The 18,731-nt window shown below is 51.5% G+C and carries 15 protein-coding genes; 5 read left to right on the forward strand and 10 right to left on the reverse strand.

The genetic code is table 11. The annotated features are described in order from the left end of the window. Window positions 1-5: 5 nt before the first annotated feature. A complete protein-coding gene (locus AB9P05_RS15630) occupies window positions 6-848 on the reverse strand; it encodes a 5'-nucleotidase, lipoprotein e(P4) family (RefSeq protein WP_371909762.1) in 843 nt (280 codons plus the stop codon). A 42-nt stretch (window positions 849-890) separates the two neighbouring features. Further along, entirely contained in the window at window positions 891-1,757 is an 867-nt protein-coding gene (locus AB9P05_RS15635; protein ID WP_371909763.1) for a lysophospholipase, read from the reverse strand. Between the two features lie 193 nt (window positions 1,758-1,950). Between AB9P05_RS15635 and AB9P05_RS15640 the strand changes: the two genes are divergently transcribed. Further along, a complete protein-coding gene (locus AB9P05_RS15640) occupies window positions 1,951-4,692 on the forward strand; it encodes a hypothetical protein (RefSeq protein WP_371909764.1) in 2,742 nt (913 codons plus the stop codon). A 70-nt stretch (window positions 4,693-4,762) separates the two neighbouring features. Then, a complete protein-coding gene (locus AB9P05_RS15645) occupies window positions 4,763-6,454 on the forward strand; it encodes a mechanosensitive ion channel family protein (protein WP_371909765.1) in 1,692 nt (563 codons plus the stop codon). On the opposite strand, the gene AB9P05_RS15650 is transcribed toward AB9P05_RS15645, so the two are convergent. Continuing rightward, complete coding sequence (locus tag AB9P05_RS15650) at window positions 6,448-7,581, reverse strand: DUF3667 domain-containing protein (protein ID WP_371909766.1); 1,134 nt, start codon at window positions 7,579-7,581, stop codon at window positions 6,448-6,450. The genes AB9P05_RS15645 and AB9P05_RS15650 overlap by 7 nt on opposite strands. A gap of 244 nt (window positions 7,582-7,825) precedes the next feature. Between AB9P05_RS15650 and AB9P05_RS15655 the strand changes: the two genes are divergently transcribed. Beyond that, window positions 7,826-8,839 (forward strand): hypothetical protein, encoded by a 1,014-nt coding sequence (locus AB9P05_RS15655; RefSeq protein ID WP_371909767.1) that lies wholly within the window; start codon window positions 7,826-7,828, stop codon window positions 8,837-8,839. Window positions 8,840-8,917: 78 nt separating this feature from the next. Here the strand turns inward: AB9P05_RS15655 and AB9P05_RS15660 are convergent, their stop codons facing one another. After that, window positions 8,918-9,415, reverse strand: coding sequence for a gamma carbonic anhydrase family protein (locus AB9P05_RS15660; RefSeq protein WP_371909768.1), 498 nt, complete (start codon window positions 9,413-9,415; stop codon window positions 8,918-8,920). Between the two features lie 112 nt (window positions 9,416-9,527). Between AB9P05_RS15660 and hutI the strand changes: the two genes are divergently transcribed. Continuing rightward, window positions 9,528-10,763 (forward strand): imidazolonepropionase, encoded by a 1,236-nt coding sequence (hutI, locus tag AB9P05_RS15665; RefSeq protein ID WP_371909769.1) that lies wholly within the window; start codon window positions 9,528-9,530, stop codon window positions 10,761-10,763. A 466-nt stretch (window positions 10,764-11,229) separates the two neighbouring features. Here hutI and AB9P05_RS15670 read toward each other — a convergent pair whose 3' ends face one another. The 3 genes from AB9P05_RS15670 to AB9P05_RS15680 all read right to left on the reverse strand — a co-directional run bounded on the left by AB9P05_RS15670 (window position 11,230) and on the right by AB9P05_RS15680 (window position 13,461). Then, window positions 11,230-11,394 carry a hypothetical protein gene (locus AB9P05_RS15670; protein ID WP_371909770.1) on the reverse strand — a complete coding sequence of 55 codons (165 nt, stop codon included), beginning with the start codon at window positions 11,392-11,394 and terminating at the stop codon, window positions 11,230-11,232. Continuing rightward, window positions 11,391-12,287, reverse strand: a complete 897-nt coding sequence (locus tag AB9P05_RS15675) for a hypothetical protein (protein WP_371909771.1) — start codon at window positions 12,285-12,287, stop codon at window positions 11,391-11,393. Before AB9P05_RS15675 ends, AB9P05_RS15670 begins: the two co-directional genes overlap by 4 nt. Window positions 12,288-12,609: 322 nt before the next feature. Next, window positions 12,610-13,461, reverse strand: a complete 852-nt coding sequence (locus AB9P05_RS15680; protein WP_371909772.1) for a hypothetical protein — start codon at window positions 13,459-13,461, stop codon at window positions 12,610-12,612. Between the two features lie 281 nt (window positions 13,462-13,742). Between AB9P05_RS15680 and AB9P05_RS15685 the strand changes: the two genes are divergently transcribed. Beyond that, window positions 13,743-14,177: a helix-turn-helix domain-containing protein gene (locus AB9P05_RS15685; protein ID WP_371909773.1), complete on the forward strand. Its 435-nt coding sequence runs from the start codon at window positions 13,743-13,745 to the stop codon at window positions 14,175-14,177. Window positions 14,178-14,263: 86 nt separating this feature from the next. Here the strand turns inward: AB9P05_RS15685 and AB9P05_RS15690 are convergent, their stop codons facing one another. The 3 genes from AB9P05_RS15690 to AB9P05_RS15700 form a co-directional block, all read right to left on the reverse strand. Continuing rightward, complete coding sequence (locus AB9P05_RS15690) at window positions 14,264-14,791, reverse strand: hypothetical protein (RefSeq protein WP_371909774.1); 528 nt, start codon at window positions 14,789-14,791, stop codon at window positions 14,264-14,266. Window positions 14,792-14,908: 117 nt separating this feature from the next. Next, window positions 14,909-18,049 (reverse strand): T9SS type A sorting domain-containing protein, encoded by a 3,141-nt coding sequence (locus AB9P05_RS15695; RefSeq protein ID WP_371909775.1) that lies wholly within the window; start codon window positions 18,047-18,049, stop codon window positions 14,909-14,911. Between the two features lie 124 nt (window positions 18,050-18,173). Beyond that, on the reverse strand, window positions 18,174-18,707 hold the full coding sequence (locus tag AB9P05_RS15700) for a hypothetical protein (RefSeq protein WP_371909776.1): 534 nt from the start codon (window positions 18,705-18,707) through the stop codon (window positions 18,174-18,176). Between the last annotated feature and the right edge of the window lie 24 nt (window positions 18,708-18,731).

Consider the following 18,731-nt stretch of genomic DNA (forward strand, 5'->3'; position numbering starts at 1 on the left):
TATTTTCACCGGTCAGGGCGCAGCGTCCTCATCCGTACATCAAACTCCTCCTCGTCCGTCAGCTTACGGTCATAATCGTAAATGGCTCCCTCCCAGGTGCCATACATGGCATTAGGGAGTAATATAAACTTCCGGCCAAAATCAGCCTGCAGGCTGTCCGCATCAGCATAGCGCTTATCCGTAGGCTGCTTATCAAAGATACTCATGTAATCCCCCAGGTTATCCCCGAAGAAGAGTACGATCTCACTTTTTTCACGGACCGCTTTGCGTCTCTCTTCCTTATCAGACGTGTCTTCCTTCAGGAAATAATGCGTTGAGTCTACCTGCGGAAAGCCCAGGGCTTCCATATTACGCATGGTTGGCTCCAGGTCGTCCACACTTCGGTTAGAAACATAGTAAATTTCCATGCCCTCGGCATCGGCATAAGTAAGAAATGATACCGCGCCCGGTATGCTGTCCGCCTTCGCTTCAGCAGTCCACTCGCTCCAAGTGGCTGGTGTATACTTTTCATTATCCGCAATCAGGCGTGCGTTGTAGGGGCTGTTGTCCAGAAGTGTTTCATCCACGTCCAGCACAATAGCTTTCCCCCTCAGGTCCGTACCCTCGCGCTTCATTTCATCCAGGCGCATACGCCCCAGGTTAAAGGCCTGATAAGCCAGTGCCCGGTATTCCGCAGCATTCTGATGATACAGTACCGCCAGCGAGGAGTTTTCACGAATATTATCTGTGCTGAAAGCAGAAGGGGCCGGTTGCTCCACACTATCTGCAGGAGCGTCTTGCTGATTTTGACATGATGCCGTCCACAGGCATCCCAGGAGCAGTGCCGGGGCTAAAGTCTTATACGTCATAGATAATAGCGTTCACATTTTCTGCAAAGCTATCAATTTTATCTAACCCGATACGCCCGAGGCCTCCCGCATCGCTACCTCGTTGTGCAGGAAGCTGCCTATCTCATTCATCACACGGGCCTTTTCCGTATCATGGTGCAGTTCATGGCGGCCATTTTCGATAAGGATAAACTTCACCATATCAGGGTATTTTTTCACAAACTCCGCAGTGGCATGATAGTCCGTGATCTGGTCCTCCTTACCATGCACTACCAGCATGGGTATATTGATCCTGCTTTCAGACTTCAGTACCTGCAGGCCGTTTTTAAAGGCCAGAGAAAAGAGCCGCGCACTTATCCGGTTATGTACAAGCGGATCATCCTCATAGCGCTGCATTTCCTCCTCTTCCTTGGATATCCACTGGGATTCCAGTTCATTACTCAGCGTGAGCGATGGGATAAACTGCTGTGTGAATTGCGCCAGCTTAAGCTTCCATGCCGGAGGCTCGAAAGCCAGCCTGAACCAGGGGCTGCTTATGATGGCTCCCGTAAGCTCTTTTGAGGGATGTTGCTGAAGAAAGTTTGCGACGATACCTCCGCCAAAGCTATGGCCATAGAGAAACAGAGGGGCATCAAGGTAAGCCAGGCGGGCCTCCTTCAATAGTACCTCCACGTCTTCCAGCAGAGCCTGGTAGCTATCTATATGGCCCCGTTTGCCACCCGAGTTGCCATGGCCATGCAGGTCTATGGCAAATACGGATATGCCGGATTCGTTAAGATAGGCTGCCAGTTCGGTATAGCGCCCGCTATGGTCTCCTAGTCCGTGAACAATACAAAGGACCGCTTTGACAGGTCCTACTGGGTCCCAGCGCCGCACATAGAGAGGCGTGCCGTCAGGACCCGACAGGCTGATAGTTTCTGGTTCGGACATAATGTGGACTGCAATAATTGTGGGACAATGTAGTAATTTTGGAAACTATATGAAAATACCCCGTTTCTCAGCCGTCTGTATCGCTCATGAATGATTAATTCTGTGCAGGCTCCCGGCTTTTTTGAGGTAGGGGCAAAGCTTCATATATTGCCCTGATTTTCGTGAAGACGATTTGATTTAAACACCTGCTGTTTTGAAGAAATTTTTGCTTGCCCTGCTTCTGCTGATCATCATAGGAGCCGGAGGGTATCACTATTACACTAACTACGTAGACCGTGAACCGCCCAATGTGTGGAATATAGTGCCTGCGTCCGCCGTGATGGTATACGAAAGCCCGCGTGTGGTACAAGACTGGAACGAATTCTCCAACAGCACCTTGTGGCAGTTACTGAAAGGCACCTCAGCCTTTGCCGATGTGGAGCAGGACCTGGCTATGCTGGATAGCCTGGCCGGAGGCGATGGCCGGCTGGACAGACTTACTACCGGTAAGCCATTCCTCATCAGCGCTCATGTGACCGGTAAGGATAAGTTTGGCTTCCTGTATCTATTCCACCTTGATAACCTCAAGGAATACGGAGGGCTAAAAGATATGATGAAGCCTTATATGGAAAGCGATTCTTATAAAAAAAGAGAGCGCACCTATGAAGGCATTACTATAAAAGAGGTAGTAGACCCGGCCACCGGGCGTACCTTCACCTATTTTTATGAAGACAGGTATTTCGCATGCAGTTTTACCCCTTTCCTGGTGGAAGATGTCATTCGCACCATTAAAAACGAAGGGCAGGACAACTTTCAGGTGCGAAACCCGGCCCTGCGACAGCTTTCCGGCTCTGATGATGACCTGGGCAACCTTTTTGTAGACCTTGACGCCCTTTCCCCCCTGTTCAAGACAGTGGCCGCCCCCTCCACCCATTCCCAGCTAAGCATACTTACCGGCCTGGGCGACGGTGCTTTGCTCGATATCCGGACCCGCGACGGATACTTGCTCATGGATGGGTTTAGTGTGACAGAGAGTGGCCGTAATGCCTACCTGGACCTTTTCCAAAATCAAAAAGCCCATGAGATAGGCATGAGCCGGTTTATCAGTGACCGTACCGCCCTGCTTTATCACCTGGGCATAGACGATGCAGGTACCTGGAGGACCAACCTTAAAGAGCTATATACCAAAGGCCGGCGCAAAGAGCTGAAAAGCAACGAGGTGAATGAAGCTGATGTAGAGCAACTCATGGGGTATGCCGGAAGTGAGGCCGCTCTGGCCGTGCTGGAGTCTGTGGATAAAGATAACCCCGACCGTATCGCCTACCTGTCTGCCCGGGATATGGGAGGGATGTATAATGCCCTCAATAATCTGGCTGAAAAAGTGCATAAGAGCGAAGACTCACTCTATGCAGAACCTTACGGGGAACGGACCATCCGCCAACTGGAAGTATCGGGATTCCCCAGGCTACTACTAGGCGATGTATTTGAAGGATTTGATCAATGCTTTTATACCACCATTGATAACTACATTGTTTTTGGCAACCACATTCAGGTATTGAAAAACCTGCTCACAGACATGGAGACCGAAAACACCTGGGGGCAAAGCATCCGGCAGACCCGCTTTCTGGAAAAGTCTATGCGCGAGGCTAACCTCACCGTTATGGTAAACACCCCCCGCGCCTGGTCCCTTCTGCAGTCACGGCTAAGGCCGGAGTGGGTCAAAACCCTCAATAAGGACCTCAATATCTGGCGGCTTGTGGATAATATGGCTGTTCAGTTCAGACACCTGGACGGCAAGTACTACACCACCGTCCTTATCGATCATAGAAAAGACATACCTGCCCGTGAACGCATAGCCCGGTACGAGCTAAGCCAGGAAGCCACAGCAGGTGCACGGCTGGTGACCAGTCCCCACGTAGTGCGCAGTCATATGACCAACGGCCGCGAAGTGCTGGTACAGGATAGCAGCTTTGCCCTCCACCTCATCGGGGCAGATGGCAACCTGCAGTGGACCGACTCCCTGGGCATGGCCATGAAGACACCCGCTGAAGCCATCGACTACTTTAATAATGGCCGTTTTCAATACTTTTTTGCCACCGACTCCGCTTTACACATAATCGACAGGAGCGGCAATAGAACCGGCCGGTATCCCGTACAGATGCCTGAGAGTGTGCAGATTGCCCATGCCTCAGTAGTGGATTACGACCGTAGCAAGCGCTACCGCTTCATGATTGGCGCAGCTGATGGAGATATTTACCTGTTTGACAAAGAAGGGAATATACTCGAAGGCTGGGGGCCACGCGAAACAGGTAACAGACTCAGTCAGCCGCCTAACCACCTCAGGGTAAGGGGTAAGGACGTAATGTACGCCATTCGTCAGGATGGTGTGGTGCATATCATGAACAGGAGAGGGGAGAACTTTCCCGGCTTTCCGCTCGACCTCCAGGGCAAAATAGAGACTCCGGTGTTCATTGAGATCGGTGCTTCCGTGGCATCTACCTACATGACAGCCATCACCAGAGAAGGCGCCCGCATCAGGTTCAACCTCAAAGGAGAGATCACAAAGCGCTCCCAGTTATATAAGCCTTCCCCGGCCACCAGGTTCCATCTGGTGCCCGATGCTACCGGCCGAACCTTCATTATTGCGAGGCAGGATGGTAACCGGCTCAGTATTCTGGACCGTGAAGGAGGGATGATCTTTGAGAAAGACTACGTAACCAGCCCGGACCTGAAAGTGCAGTACTACTACTTCGGTAGCGGAAATGAATTGTTTGCCATCACCGATACAGAGCAGGAGTTTACCTACCTGTACGACAGGCAAGGCAATCTTATTAATTATCAACCTCTTGAGAGTAGCCACATGGTCTCCATCATGTACCATGAGGCAGAACAACGCTACGACGTTTACGCTACTTACGAAGATACCTTCCGGATGTATTCCTTTGAGGCCAGGTGATACGCCTGGCCACGGTTCCCAATTTCCGGAGGGAATCTTATCTTTGTGAAAAAATTGGCCTGATACCGACATGATAACCCTGTTACCCCGCGCTACATCCGGCGTACTCACCAGAGCCCTTATCGTCTTTATGACCCTGATAGTGCCCCTGCAGGCACTGGCCTTCAGGCAATCCGGCGACGAGGAAAATAAGCCGGAAGCCAGGCTCCAGACCCCGTATCATACCATTAAGACACACCTTGATAACCTCCAGGAAGACGCCTACCACCCCGAAGTGGCAGCAGAAGTTTTTATTCAGGCAGATTCAGTCAACAGAACCGAAAAAGAGGCCATAGCACTTGCCGTTAAGTTAAAGCATATCCTTGACGGCTCAGGTACCTATATCGACACCGAAACCATACCTAAGAGCCCCGATTACCGCGACACCCTCAGCAACCAGAACCGCTACTACCTTACCGATAAGTTCCCCGATATCTACCTGCAGCGCTATGACAACCTGTGGCTCTTTTCTGAGTTTACCGCCAGGCGCATAGATAAGATTCACGAAGAAGTTTACCCCTTTGGTACCGCTGCCCTGCTCAGCCTGCTACCCAGGCTTGGGCACAAGCGGATTATGGGGCTTCACCTGTGGCAGCACATAGGTATCCTCATCCTCGTGCTGCTCAGCTTCATCATACATAAGCTCCTCACACTCTTCTTTGAACGCGTCATAGTGGGGCTCATGCACAGGTTCGGCTATAAGCGCATCGCCAGTAAGTACATATTACCAGTAGCCAAGCCCCTCAGCTTTCTCGTAATATTTCTGCTTCTACGGCTCTTTATCCCGCTCCTACTTCTGCCACCCATAGCCGGTCAGTACGTTATACTCGTGCTTGGGGCCGCCCTTCCTTTATTTGGCACCCTCGTCTTCTACCACCTGGTAGACGTATTCGGGGCCTACCTGGAAAAAGTAGCCGACCGAACAGAAAGTACCCTGGACGACCAGCTCGTTCCCCTGGTGCGTAAGGCGTTAAAAGCCTTCGTCATTATCATCGGCGGGCTGTTTATTCTGCAAAACCTGAATTTTGATGTCACCGCCCTCATAGCCGGTATTTCCATCGGTGGTCTGGCCTTCGCCCTGGCTGCCCAGGAAACCATCAAGAACTTCTTTGGCTCCCTCATGATATTTGTGGATAAGCCCTTTCAGATAGGCGACTGGATCACCAGTGGTGGCGAGATAGACGGCACGGTAGAGGAGGTAGGATTCCGCTCCACACGTATCCGCACCTTCCGCAACAGTGTCACTTCAGTGCCGAACGGAAAGCTCGCCGACATGACCATAGATAACCATGGGCTGCGCGTTTACCGCCGCTTCTACACCCGCCTGAACATCACTTACGATACGCCTCCGGAGGTGCTGCAGGCATTTATAGATGGCCTCAAAAAAGTAGTCATCGACCACCCCGATACCCGTAAGGACTTCTTTGAGATTCACTTTAATGAACTCGGCGCTACTTCCCTGGAGATCATGTTCTACATATTCTTTGCGGTACCCACCTGGTCCGAAGAGCTCATTTGCCGGCACCAGATACTGATGGAGATAGTAAAGCTTGCCGAAACCCTCGGGGTACGCTTCGCCTTCCCTACGCAAACACTGCACATAGAAAACCTGCCGGGACAGAAAAGCCTCACCCCCGAGTATACAGAAACCGGGGAGCAGCTTCGCACCCGGCTGGAAGAGTACCTCAAAGCGAGGGAGAGCCAGGTCGGCAGAGATCAGTAAAGAGCCAGTGAGATGAGCGTTTCCATTAACAAGGCAAAACTCAGCAGGGTGGTATACGCAAAGGCCAGAAAGCCCAGCTTAAAGAATGTCTTCAGTATTCCCTGGCGGTACACTTTGTAGAAGGACATAAACAGGTAAGCCAGCAGGGCAATGATCAATAAGGGCACCAGAAGTTGCTTCAGAAAGCTTGTCCATATCACCACCACTATTAGCAGAAGCGCCAGGTACAGAAAGGAGTGTATATGTATAGCGTGCACCAGGTGATGAATGTACAGGTTGTCCCGCCGCATATACAGCACCTTTAGCATCAGTGCGAACACCGGCATAAGGATAAACATCATGATCGGCAGGTTTTTCATGATGGCAGCCAATACCTGTTTGCCCTCCGCACGGTTCAGCCGGATTGCCTGCTTGCCCAGCCAGTACTCTGTGGTTCCCTGTTTTGCGCCCGCCGAATCCAGTATTTCCGCTTCCGTCAGGTTTTTATTGTTCATCAGTTCCAGGATTACGTCCAGGCCTGTTTCCTGTCCGTTCAGCACAAAGGTCCGCGATTTCCGTTTGGTGCTATCCGCCACTGAGTCGATACTTGCTACCGTATCCCTGTACATGAGAGAGTCCAGGCGGGCCAGTTGGTTCTCTACATTGGCAGGCAGCACCAGCTCTTCAGCCATGAGCAGGCTGTCGTTTTTGTCTTTAAGTTGTAAGCGTCTCTTTTTGGTTCCGTCCTCGCCATCCACAGAGTAACTAAGCTCTCCTTCTGCCGGCTCGGCGTAGTTTGCGTCAAGCGCTTTGAAGTCCCCATCTACCTGGCTCTGCGCATAAAAGGCCACTACAGTGAAAAATATGAGGCTTAAGACGAGGTACAGGCGCACCGGGTGCATATACGTTTTGCGTCTTCCGCTGATAAACTCACGCGTGAGTTTACCCGGATTGAACAAAAAGGGCAGGACCGAGCGGCCAAAGCGGCCATCCAGTGAAAAGTAGTTACTTATAAAATCACGCGCCAGTGTGCTGAAACTGACGTTATTATCTGTGTTTTCCTGGCCGCAGCGCGGGCAAAAGTTTGTGCTTCGATCTAGATCCAGCCCACAATTCAGGCAATGAGACGTTTTCCGGCGTCTTTTCATGTTAGTAGGGGGTAGGTGAAGAAGAGCCATGGCCAACACTGACGCTTCCCCGGGGTTCACTTTTCTCTGTAAGATTTTCTTCTAAATGATAAATATAAAAAAGAAATCATGCAGTTTTTCTATGCGGGCATTCATCTACTTTATTAAGGCCGTTTTACACCGCATGCCTTAATATGTATTTTTAGCGAAGTCATTGATAATGAACCAACATATCGACCTCAGACTAACGCAATGATACAGGTTTATGAATAAAAAATTACTGGTTACCGGCTTATTGGGAGTGCTTCTGGCCATGACCTGCCTTCCGGCAGATGCCCAGTTGCGGCGCCAGCAGAATACAACCGTCACCTATGAGGAGTTGTATGATGAACCTTATGAGATCAATAAGCTCTTCATCATGTTTCAGCCCCTGTATGGTGAGCTGTTTGCCACTAACGTTACGCTGGGTTTCGGACTGGAGGCTCAATATTACTGGGACGATAAGTTCGACTTCAGAGCGCATGGCCGTAAGAGCTACCACAGCAGCTTTGACTTTTACAGAGATGCCGCTCTAAAAAATGCAGATAACCTTAATACCCCCCAGGTATTCAATCTGTATGAGTTTGGTGCCACCTACCACATAGTGGATAAGGAAGTAGACGGCACCAGTAAGATGTTCCTGTATTCCAAAAGATACAAGGGCAGGAAGTGGGCCTCTATGGTACCCAAAAACACGGAAGAAATCCCCATGACCGTGCGCAAAGTGTACGGTGCCAGGTTGGGCGGATTATTCTATAATTCTGCTTTCGATATGAACCGCGTAACAGAGTCACAGGAGATCGGCCTCACCAGCGTAAGTGGCGAGCCCATCAATCCTGATGCTTCTATTTATGGAAATATCGATGTGAAAGGACTTTATGTAGGTGGTTCACTGGCTAACATCCGCAACTTTGCCGTAAAGCCGGACCGTAACTACAACGATATGGTAGACGACCTCATGTTCACCGCCTACCTTGATATACTTATTGCACCTTGGATAGAGGTGGAAGACATTTTTTATAACGATCAGCTGTATCCTGCCGATGAGGTCAAGACTAATATGCTTGGCTTTCGTTTAGGTATGGAAGGTAAGTTCAACCGGACATTCGGTTGGGCATACGGCGCCGAATTAGGTATGCGTCCCGGCCTTAATACCAAAGGCTTTTACGCACTGTTTAAGATCAGCTTCCCCGTTTACAGTACCAGTCTCGACTACTCCGTAGAGGCATTCGGTAAATAAAGATTTCAGGGTGTAGAATAAAATAGAGGGCTGTCTGCGTGAGCGGGCAGCCCTTGTGTTTTCAGGTCAGAGCTGTTTTCAGACCTCATTCTTATACTTTCCAGCCAGGTATTCCCGGCCCCTTTCCTGGTAGTGCTCAGCACTTCGGTGCAGGCGCTCCGTTGTCTTTTCCGGTAGCTGTTTTACTACCTTACCCGGTGTCCCCATCACCACCGAGTAGTCAGGTATCTCCATGCCCTCTGTCACTAAGGCATGCGCCCCTATGATGCAGTATTTGCCTACTTTTGCGTTATTCATTACCGTCGCCCGCATACCCACCAGCGTAAAGTCCCCGATAGTCGCTCCGTGAATAATGGCCGCGTGGCCTACAGTTACCCCTTCGCCTACATGCACAGGTACCCCAGGGTCTACATGCACCACCGCCAGGTCCTGAATGTTACTCCCTTTACCTATATGAATGCTGTCACTGTCCCCTCTTAGTACCGCACCAAACCACACGGAAGAGGACTCCTCCAGCTTCACATCTCCTATTACCGTGGCATTCGGAGCTATGTATACGTTATCTGCTTTTTTCATGAGCTATAGTTTCCTGTCTGGCGAAATATCGTATTTAATGTCGCACGCGCAAGTTTTTTAGTCATCTCTTCATACTTTTGACCTATCCGTCGCATCAAAATGTCATTTCAACATGGACCTTCTTATCAAGAATATTAGTCAGCTACTGCAAACCTACCGTCAGACGCCGCCCGCCCGGCTCTCCGGCTCACAGATGGCCGATGTGCCTTCCGTAGATAACGCCTGGCTGCTTATCCGGCAGGGGAAAATAGAGGACTGGGGCGAAATGAGTAACTGCCCTTCCTTCGAAGGCGAAGTAATTGATGCTACCGGCAGGCTGGTCTTTCCCGGTTTTGTCGATAGCCATACCCATATCGTATTTGCCGCACCCCGTGAGCAGGAGTTCGTAGACCGTATCCGCGGCCTTTCTTATGAAGAAATTGCGAAAAAAGGAGGCGGTATCCTCAATTCGGCAGGCAGGCTTCGTGAGACCAGCGAAGACGACCTGTTCCACTCTGCCATGCAGCGCGTTAAAGAAGTAACCGCCCAGGGTACCGTAGCCATAGAAGTGAAAAGCGGCTACGGCCTCACCACAGAAAGCGAACTAAAAATGCTAAAGGTCATCAGGCGGCTTAAGGATGCGCTGGATATGCCTGTAAAAAGCACCTTTCTGGGGGCTCATGCGATACCTGCCGAGTACAAGGAAGACAGGCAAGGCTACATCGATCTCATCCTGAATGATATGCTACCCGCTGTCGCAAAAGAAGGGCTGGCAGATTATGTAGATGTATTTTGTGAGAAGGGCTTCTTTACCCCCGAAGAGACAAAGGCCGTCGTGCAAAAAGGGAAGGAACTGGGCATGAAACCCAAGATTCATGCGAACCAGCTACACCGCTCCGGAGGCGTCCAGACTGGGGTGGAAACAGGCGCCCTCAGTGTCGACCACCTCGAGGAAATGGGAGAGCAGGAAATCAATGCCCTCAAAGGGTCTGATACCATAGCCACCCTGCTACCTGGCGCGGCCTTTTTCATCAATACCCCATACCCCCCGGCACGGGATATGCTCAATGCCGGACTTACCCTGGCTCTCGCTTCAGATTACAACCCCGGTAGCGCCCCCAGTGGCAATATGCAGCTTATGATGTCTCTGGCCTGTGTCAAGATGCGCATGACTCCTCAGGAGGCATTAAATGCCGCTACAGTCAATGCCGCGGCTGCTATGGAAATAGAAAGTACCCATGGCACCATTACCCCCGGCAAAGCGGGGAGTGTCGTCATTACAAAACCGGTATCCAGCCTGGCTTACCTGCCTTACTCCTTTGGTACCAACCTGGTAGAGCATACGGTAATAAACGGGAAGGTCGTCTAAGGAATTTAAAGTCTGGTAGGGTTTTCCAGCCCAGCACTTTACGAATGACACGTAGCAAGCTTATCCGGTACGTCCTCAGCCTGTTACCCGATTACAAACGGTATAGCCGGACTCCATTCCTCTCATAGCATGATCAGGGCTAGTATAGTAATCCATTCAGTCTCTATATGAAGCCCCAACTCAAAGCTTTCAAAAACTCTGTAACTCATCAATTCTGAAACTCAACTACTCAATCATTCATCCATAAAAAAAGGAGGGGAACCACCCCCTCCTTTAACTTATGAAAAAGAAAAAACTAAAACACCGGAAGGACGGCTCCGGTTACCTTTCTGCTACGGCTGCCATTATATATAAAATACATAGGCAGACGAGCCTCTTACTGACATATTCATAACACAATGGTCCGAAAGCGTATGGGGCCCTGGCAAGGCAAATAATGGATAGCTGGTATACATGGAATGTGCATTTAGAAACTCCCACTTCCAAAAATTGCCTTTAGCCTGTGATAGCCAGCTTCCATGCTGCATTGCCGGGCCCCTACTTCTTCTATTACTTTGGCTGCCTGCATCATACAGTCAGTTTGCTCTTCCGTCAGAGCCTTCTCATTACATTTCGTTTGCTGGTGATTCATTTTTCTGGTTTATCGTTAAATTGTATATCCACTTTTAATACATTCTCCTCATCCACACTCCATAGTATCTGACCCTGTTGCTGGCCCATTATAAAGTGGCCCGCCACTGCCACCTGCTCCAATATATCTGCATGAGCTCTTTTATTGAGCATTCCTGCCGGGTTATTGAGCCCCTGCACACTGGCTGCAGGGACCAGACATGGCCCCCCCGTTATCACTATGCCTCTCCCTTCTTTATTATTTTTCGTACTCAGCACCATGCGCCCCATAGGGCCTATCATGCGCAGCATCTGCTGCAGTACCGATCTTACCAGCAGGTTTATTAGGTAAGAGTCCGCCTTCACACCCACCGGTAGCATACTGTTTTTTACCTCTATTGTATGCTCATCTGCCTGCAGGCTCGCTGCTGCTGCGCCCTCCCTCACTATCAAGCTCAGGTCTACCGGCACCAGTAGAGCATCTATATATAGCCTTTGTCCATTCAGCCACTCCAGCAGCTCCATTATATGAGCATCATATAGCGACACCTCCTTTATTATGCGGTCAGTTTCTTCCGTACTGCCTGTATCCTGCAGTATTTGTAGCCTTTTCAGCGCATTGTGCATCAGCTTACGTACCGGTCTCGTACCCATCAGCAGCAGTGTGCTTTCCGCCCTTCTTACCTGCTCCAGCCTTTCCGTCACCCCCCTGGCATCACCTAGTACCTGGTATTTATCCACCAGCTTCTTCCGCATTGTGATGATATCCCACGCCACCTCATGTATGAGTGTGTTTTGGCGGGTCTCATTAAGCACCTTTCGTACGTAGCTTACATTATATCCCGTTATACGTGCTATATGGTGTATATCACCATAAGGCATCAGTTGCTCAGTTAGCCTTTTGGTTTCTTTCATATAGAAAAGTGGTTTATCAATAAGTCAGCGATACTGACCACTATGTGCAGCACCATCTCCCAGTCCATCCCGTATATAATTCGTTCAATTCTGTGGCGTAAGCGCATATCAGGGTCATATGTCTCGGGTTATGGTTCATTTCAAAGTTATAAACATATTTTGTAACAAAAATTAAATGTCACTTTTATAAGCCATATTTTTAAATAAATGTATATGTAGAAACATTTTGTCCTTCATTTGTATCTCTTTTTACATTATACTTAATAAGATGAGGCCCGCGGCATGCGCCCGCGGGCCTCTGATTCAACCAGTCATAGTCGTATTATTTATTAGGTTCCTCTTTGGGTAACATAATGACAAACTCCACTGTGTCCTCGTCCATTTTTTGCCATCTTACCTCTCCACCCAGCGTATGCGCCACATACTGGCACATGGCCGTGGCACTACCTACTCCCAATATGCTACTACCCCAATCCGGCTGGAGGGCATTATATTTTTCCAGATCACTGGTAGAGGCAGGGCAGGGGCTGCCCGATATCAGGAGTAGGTTTCGGTTTGTATTATAGTCTATCGTCACCAGCCCCTGCTTAGTCAGGTAGCCCACCGCCACCACCGCCGTCCTTACCAATAGCTTAAACAGCACCACGTCTGTCCGGATTTTGGGCATGTTATCAGATGCAAGTATACCCACCTCCGGCACCCAATCCTGGTCAGGTCCAAATAGCAGTGCATATGATACCGCATGCCAGAGGCTCACTTCCCGTACCAGTGGCGATAGCAATAGCCGCTGGTGGCCCATCCATTCGCCGGTTTCCATCAGTTCATGACGCAGTTCGCCTATCCGGTTATGTACTTCATTTGTAGTGAGTGCTTTAAAGTCCCGCTGCAGCGCCGCCAGACCATCGCGTGCAGGTTCCAGTATAAGCTGTAGCGTACGCTCCTCTATATCCGGTCGGTGTGCATCTCCGCTATTTAGGGCCACATGGTGGTACTTAGCCTTCAGTTGCTTCTTCAGGTTTACCAGATCCCTGGCCAGGTTATACACTATTAGGTTTTCGCTTTTTTGCCGAAGCACGCGACGTACATAGCGCGGCGTATAGCCCGTTATGGCCGCTATCGTCTGCACATCGCCTTTGCGGCTTAGCATATCATATATTGGAGGTTGTATGGCCATAGCTGTAGGTAGGCTGTAAAAAAGCAGCGGCACCCGCCGCTGTTCTGTATCATTTGTCAAATAGATGAAGACTGCCGGTTGTACACCGGCTGGGTGACAATTGCTTCTTTTTGTCACACCTTATCCAATTCTGCGTAATTGTAGCTTATAATTGAGACAAATACAAATAGTCACTAAATATTTTCACTAAAAAGGTTATTAAGTGATCTTTGTGACATTACTAGCTAAGGTCGCCACCATTTGTGTGGTTTTTAACTAGAAAAGGTATATTTGACTCACCTATGGATACTCAGCAGCTTACTCAAAACATAATAGCCCTGCGCAAGCGCTTCGGGCTCAGGCAGCAGCACCTGGCCGACCGCCTCGACATAAGCCGCTCTACCCTGGCTATGTATGAGACAGGCAGGCGGGACGTTCCGCCTGAGAAGCTCCGTATCATGGCAGACCTATTTGGCGTTACAGTACGCGAGCTGCGAGAAACAGATCTGCGCCACGAGGCCCAGATACAAAAAAAGCTCAGCGCCACCCTTATGGACAAGGACCGCGAAGAGCTTAATAATATGTCTCGTAGCGAGCTTACCGAATACGCCCTTGGCCTGTTATTGGATAACAAACAGCTTATAGCCGAGCTTGCTTCCTATCGTAGCATGATCAGGGCCATTAAGAGCAACATCTCCACCCTGCCCAAAGACTCCCACAACCCCACCGACCTGTAATTCAACCTACCCACTCCTAACTAAAAACTAACCACTCAAAACTCTCTTACTCTGTTACTCAACAGTTCTATTAATCAATTACTTCATCACCATACTAAGGGCAAGTCAAACCGGCCATCGGTTACCCGCAGCGTATCGCACATCTCGTTCACGGCGGTGTATTCAAAGGTGCCCGACACGTACTCATCGAATGGATTGAAATCGCTTACTTCTACCCAGCCCTCGATATTGTCCCAGGCGCGGTAGTCGCAGACATCCTCGCCGCTACCAATGCTAAATTGCATGTCTGAAGAAGGAAAATAGTAAATTTCTTCTTCTCTATTAAAAGGGGTAATAGCAACACTTATACTAGCTTCCAAGTCCCGAAAATCAGCAACCATATCTATCAAATCATCCGTCGAATAATCTGCCAAAGTATTAGGATAATAACTGACAAAGGCCTCCCCATTTATGAGGCAGCCAAAGGTGCCTTTGCCTTCGGTGGTAAGCGGGGGCAGTTGCTCTATGGGGGGGATGGGCGCGGGCTTCGGGTCATCGTCATTGCCCCCGAACAGGAAGCAGCCGGGGAGTATAAGCAAGGCAACAATGAAGAATATGCTGGTCAATCGGTACATAACAAGTTTAGTTTAATCGTAATAAATATACGGGTATTTTTCCAATAGGTAGGACAAGAGAAGGAGGCGACCCCCTGCAGGCTGTGCCCGGGGCCACCTCCTTTTATCTGATTGATGTTAGTCTATAATAAGCTGCTCGGTCACAGAGCCACCCTTCCACCATAGCTCGATGGTGTACAGGCCTGCAGGCAGGTCGCTCACGTCCAGGGTATAGGCGGGAGCGTGGTCCTGCTGCTGCCGTACGGTCTGCATGCGGTTATCGCGTATCCGCACGCGGTAGAGGTTACGGCCGGGCTGCTGACCTGCCTCCTGCGGGAAGCGTACGGTAATCACATTCCCTGCGGGGTTAGGATAAAACTCCGGCAGCACGCTGCGCTCGGTGGGCTTGTCCGGACTCTCGCAGGGGTCTGTGACCGTACCGCAGGGCTCAGACAAACCTCCGCAGCTATAGCCATTGCCACTGACGCATACATCGATGTAGTCGGTAGCGAAGTTGCAGCCATTGCGCAGCTTCACCATCACCCGGGCGGTGCCGGTGGTGGTGGGGGTGATATTGGCCTTCCAGCCGAGGTTTTGTACCTGCCAGCCTTCGGGCACCAGCCACTCGTAGCTCTCGACATTGCTCACGGCAGAGACGTAAAAGGTGGTCTCGGAGCCCAGGGACAGGGTGCTACTGCCCTGCAGCTCGCCGCTCAGGGCCTGCTGGTCCAGGTCGCCTACGCTCAGGTAAGCCGTAGGGGTACGGTAGGTACCGCAGTCTCCTGCATCCAGGCTTACCCGTATGCCATAGCTTGTACCCGTCATGCCTTCGGGTGTGCGTACGGTAAGGGTATTGCCGCTTTCGGCGATGACCTCCAGGCGCTCATCGGCGATCCAGGTGAGGGGAAAGCCGAAGGGGTTATTGACGGACAGGGTGACCTCATCGCCGCTGCACACGGTGCCGGGCAGGCTTACCTCCGGCCGCCAGCCGCAGCGGCCCGCGCAGGGCTGGCCCAGGCTCAGGCCTTCCAGCTCACCAGCCAGCCACTGGCCTTTTGTCTGCGAGAGCAGCAGGTGGGGCTGGTTGGTGACGTTCTCGGTAATGTAGTTCACCATGGGGGTTTGCAGGCCGGTGGGCATGGCCGCCGTACCGCTGTAGCGCAGGTAGAGCGCCTCCTGCGAGGGCAGGCTGCCGTCCGGCTCCTGCACGTCCAGGGCGCTGACGGTGGGCACAAAGCTGAACTCGGTGACGGGCAGCAGCTCCAGCACCTCTTCGGGTACTTCCTCATCCACGGCGCTCATGCCCATGGTGCCTCCGGGGGCATTGTCCAGCGGCAGCATGCCGGCCTGGCTGTCGATGTTCACGTCCGTTAGCGCCTGGCTCACGGGTATGGTCCAGAGGATCTTTTTCTCCATCCATACCTTATTGCGGTATATGCGCGCAGGGCCGTCATCGGGCAGGGCATTCAGCTTGATGTCCCATTTCAGGTCGTTTTGGGTGGTCACCGGCCCCAGTACAAACAGCCCCGGGCGGCTGGTGAGGGGCGTCAGGGCCGTGCCGAGCAGGTTCCACAGGTAGGGCAGGCTGTAGGTGCCGCTGAGCTGAAAAAGGGAGGTACCGGCGGCAAAGGCCTGGCGGTCGCCGCACTCATGCCCGTTAGCCAGGGCGACCATGCGTGTGCGGGCGGGATCTACAAAGGGATACTGCCGGGTAAACTCAAGCCCCCTCAGGTCAATGGGATCAGCATCCAGCGCCACGGTGTTGCCTTCGTTACGGGCCTGGTAGCGCAGCAGGGAGTTGGCGCCGTAGGAGTTCAGCACGTCCATGCCCGTTTGTATGGCGGGCACCATTTCGCGTACCAGCAGCTTTTTGCCCAGCAGGCCGAATACCGGCCCTACCTTGAGCTTAAGGCCGGCCACGTGCTTCAGGCCCAGTTGAAAGGCGACGGGCACGTTGGCGCCCTGGTAGGGCACGTCATTATTGATGAAGAGGCTTATCTGGTGGTCATAGTCCTGCTCTTCGGCGAGGAGCAAGGCATTAGCGCCCTGTATGCCGCCCATGCTCAGGCCCAGCATCACGTTGGGCTCGGTGCTGCCGGCAGCGGCTTTGTCGTCATTCACGGCCTGTATCACCTGCAGCAATATGTTCATATTGGGGCTGTAGATGTCGCTGCCGTCCACCCAGTCTACAAACACAATGTCGTAGCCGTTCTCCTCGAGAAAGTCGGAGAGGCGCTGATTAGGATAATCAATATCTATTATTCGATTTAGACCCCCATTATTTCTGTCTTCCAAAAAATCATTTACATCGTAATTCTGCGTAGGGTCATCGGGGTATATCAGGTGCCAGGGGTCGAAGCCCTCTACGACAATGAAGGGCTTGCGCAGCACGCCGTCATTATTGGCGTATACGCGCGTGACGACGGCCTCGGGCTCCAGGAAGCTGAAGACCTCCACATCGCGGGGGTTGCCGGCGTATCGGGTGGCGGGGGCGCTCTTGGCCAGGGCGGGTACCCCGCTTATCTGCACCTGGGTATAGGCCTCGCGCAGGGTGCCGTCGGCATGGCTCATGCGCAGGCGGATGTCCTTGCGGCCGTCGGTGCCGTACCAGGCAGCCACGGGGCTGTTCCAGCTTACCGTCCGGTAGCCGCTGCCGTCGCCCAGGTCTACGCTGAGGGCAGGCAGGGGCGTGCCGGTGTTAGTAAAGTAGAGGCTGTCCACAAACACAAAGGTCTGGGAGGGGCCGCGGAGTTGGTTGCGGCGGGGCACCATGGCCACGGCGTGGGCGGTGGTAAACGGATTGCCCTGCTTATGCACTACCTGCTCATTGACAATCTCCACATAGCCTCCCGGCAGGGCATCGGTGCGGAAGCGCTGGTAGGCATAGTCCATCACGGGCATGGTGACCGGGCTGCTCACGCCGTTATCGCCCAGGGTTTCAGTCACGGCTACCGCACTCTGCATGATGCGCTGGTGCACCACAGCGGGCTCTTGCAGGGTGTAGGTGCTGAACTGCATGCTGTACAGCGAGGCATAGAGCGCCTGCCAGCCGAGGTAGTCGGTGGCGGCGGTAGTGCCGGGCTGGCCCTGGTAAGGGGCGACATCGGCGAGGTTATAGCCATAGTCATAGAGCAGGTTGCTGGGCACATAGGCCGGGTCTACCTGCGCAAAGATGTGGCGCATGCGGTCATGCACGTCATCTTCTGCCTGGGCCAGGGCGCTGAGGCTAAAGCACAGTCCGGCCACCATAGCCAGCAGGCTACGCGTTACGTTTTTCATAGGAATAGTATTTATAAAAATTAAAGAAATGCAGGCTTAGACGTACTTATGTAGCATAAGTATTTCTCACGTCTGGGTATAGGGATTTTGCAAAAGATGTTGAAAAGGGTAATTCCATGCAGAATTACCAGACCAGAGGCAGATCAAACCGGCCATCGGTTACCCTGACCGTATCACATTCTTCATTGACGGCACTGTATTCGAATGTACCTGAAATAAATTCATCGAAAGGGTCAAATTCAATAACTTCTATCCACCCTTCGATATTATCCCAGGCCCGGTAGTCACAGACCATACTATCATTTCTTATATTGAATTGCATGGTAGCGCGTGAGGTATCAAATTTCATTTCTTCCCTTTCGTATGGACGGATACCTATACCAATACTTGCTTGAATATTTCGAAAATCGGCAGATACTTCAATCAAATCATTGGTACTATAATCCGCCAGAGCATCCGGATAATAACTCACAAAAGGCTCTCCGTTTACGAGGCAGCCAAAGGTGCCTTTGCCTTCGGTGGTGAGGGGGGGCAGTTGCTCTATGGGGGGGATAGGCTCGGGCTTCGGGTCATCGTCATTGCCTCCGAACAGGAAACAACTGCTTAGCATACTGCCTGCCAGGCAGATAAGGAGGTACAGGCTGGTCTTCTTTATCATAGCTTATTGGTTCTGAGGTAAATT

The organism is Roseivirga sp. BDSF3-8, assembly GCF_041449215.1.
Taxonomy (GTDB): Bacteria; Bacteroidota; Bacteroidia; order Cytophagales; family Cyclobacteriaceae; genus JBGNFV01.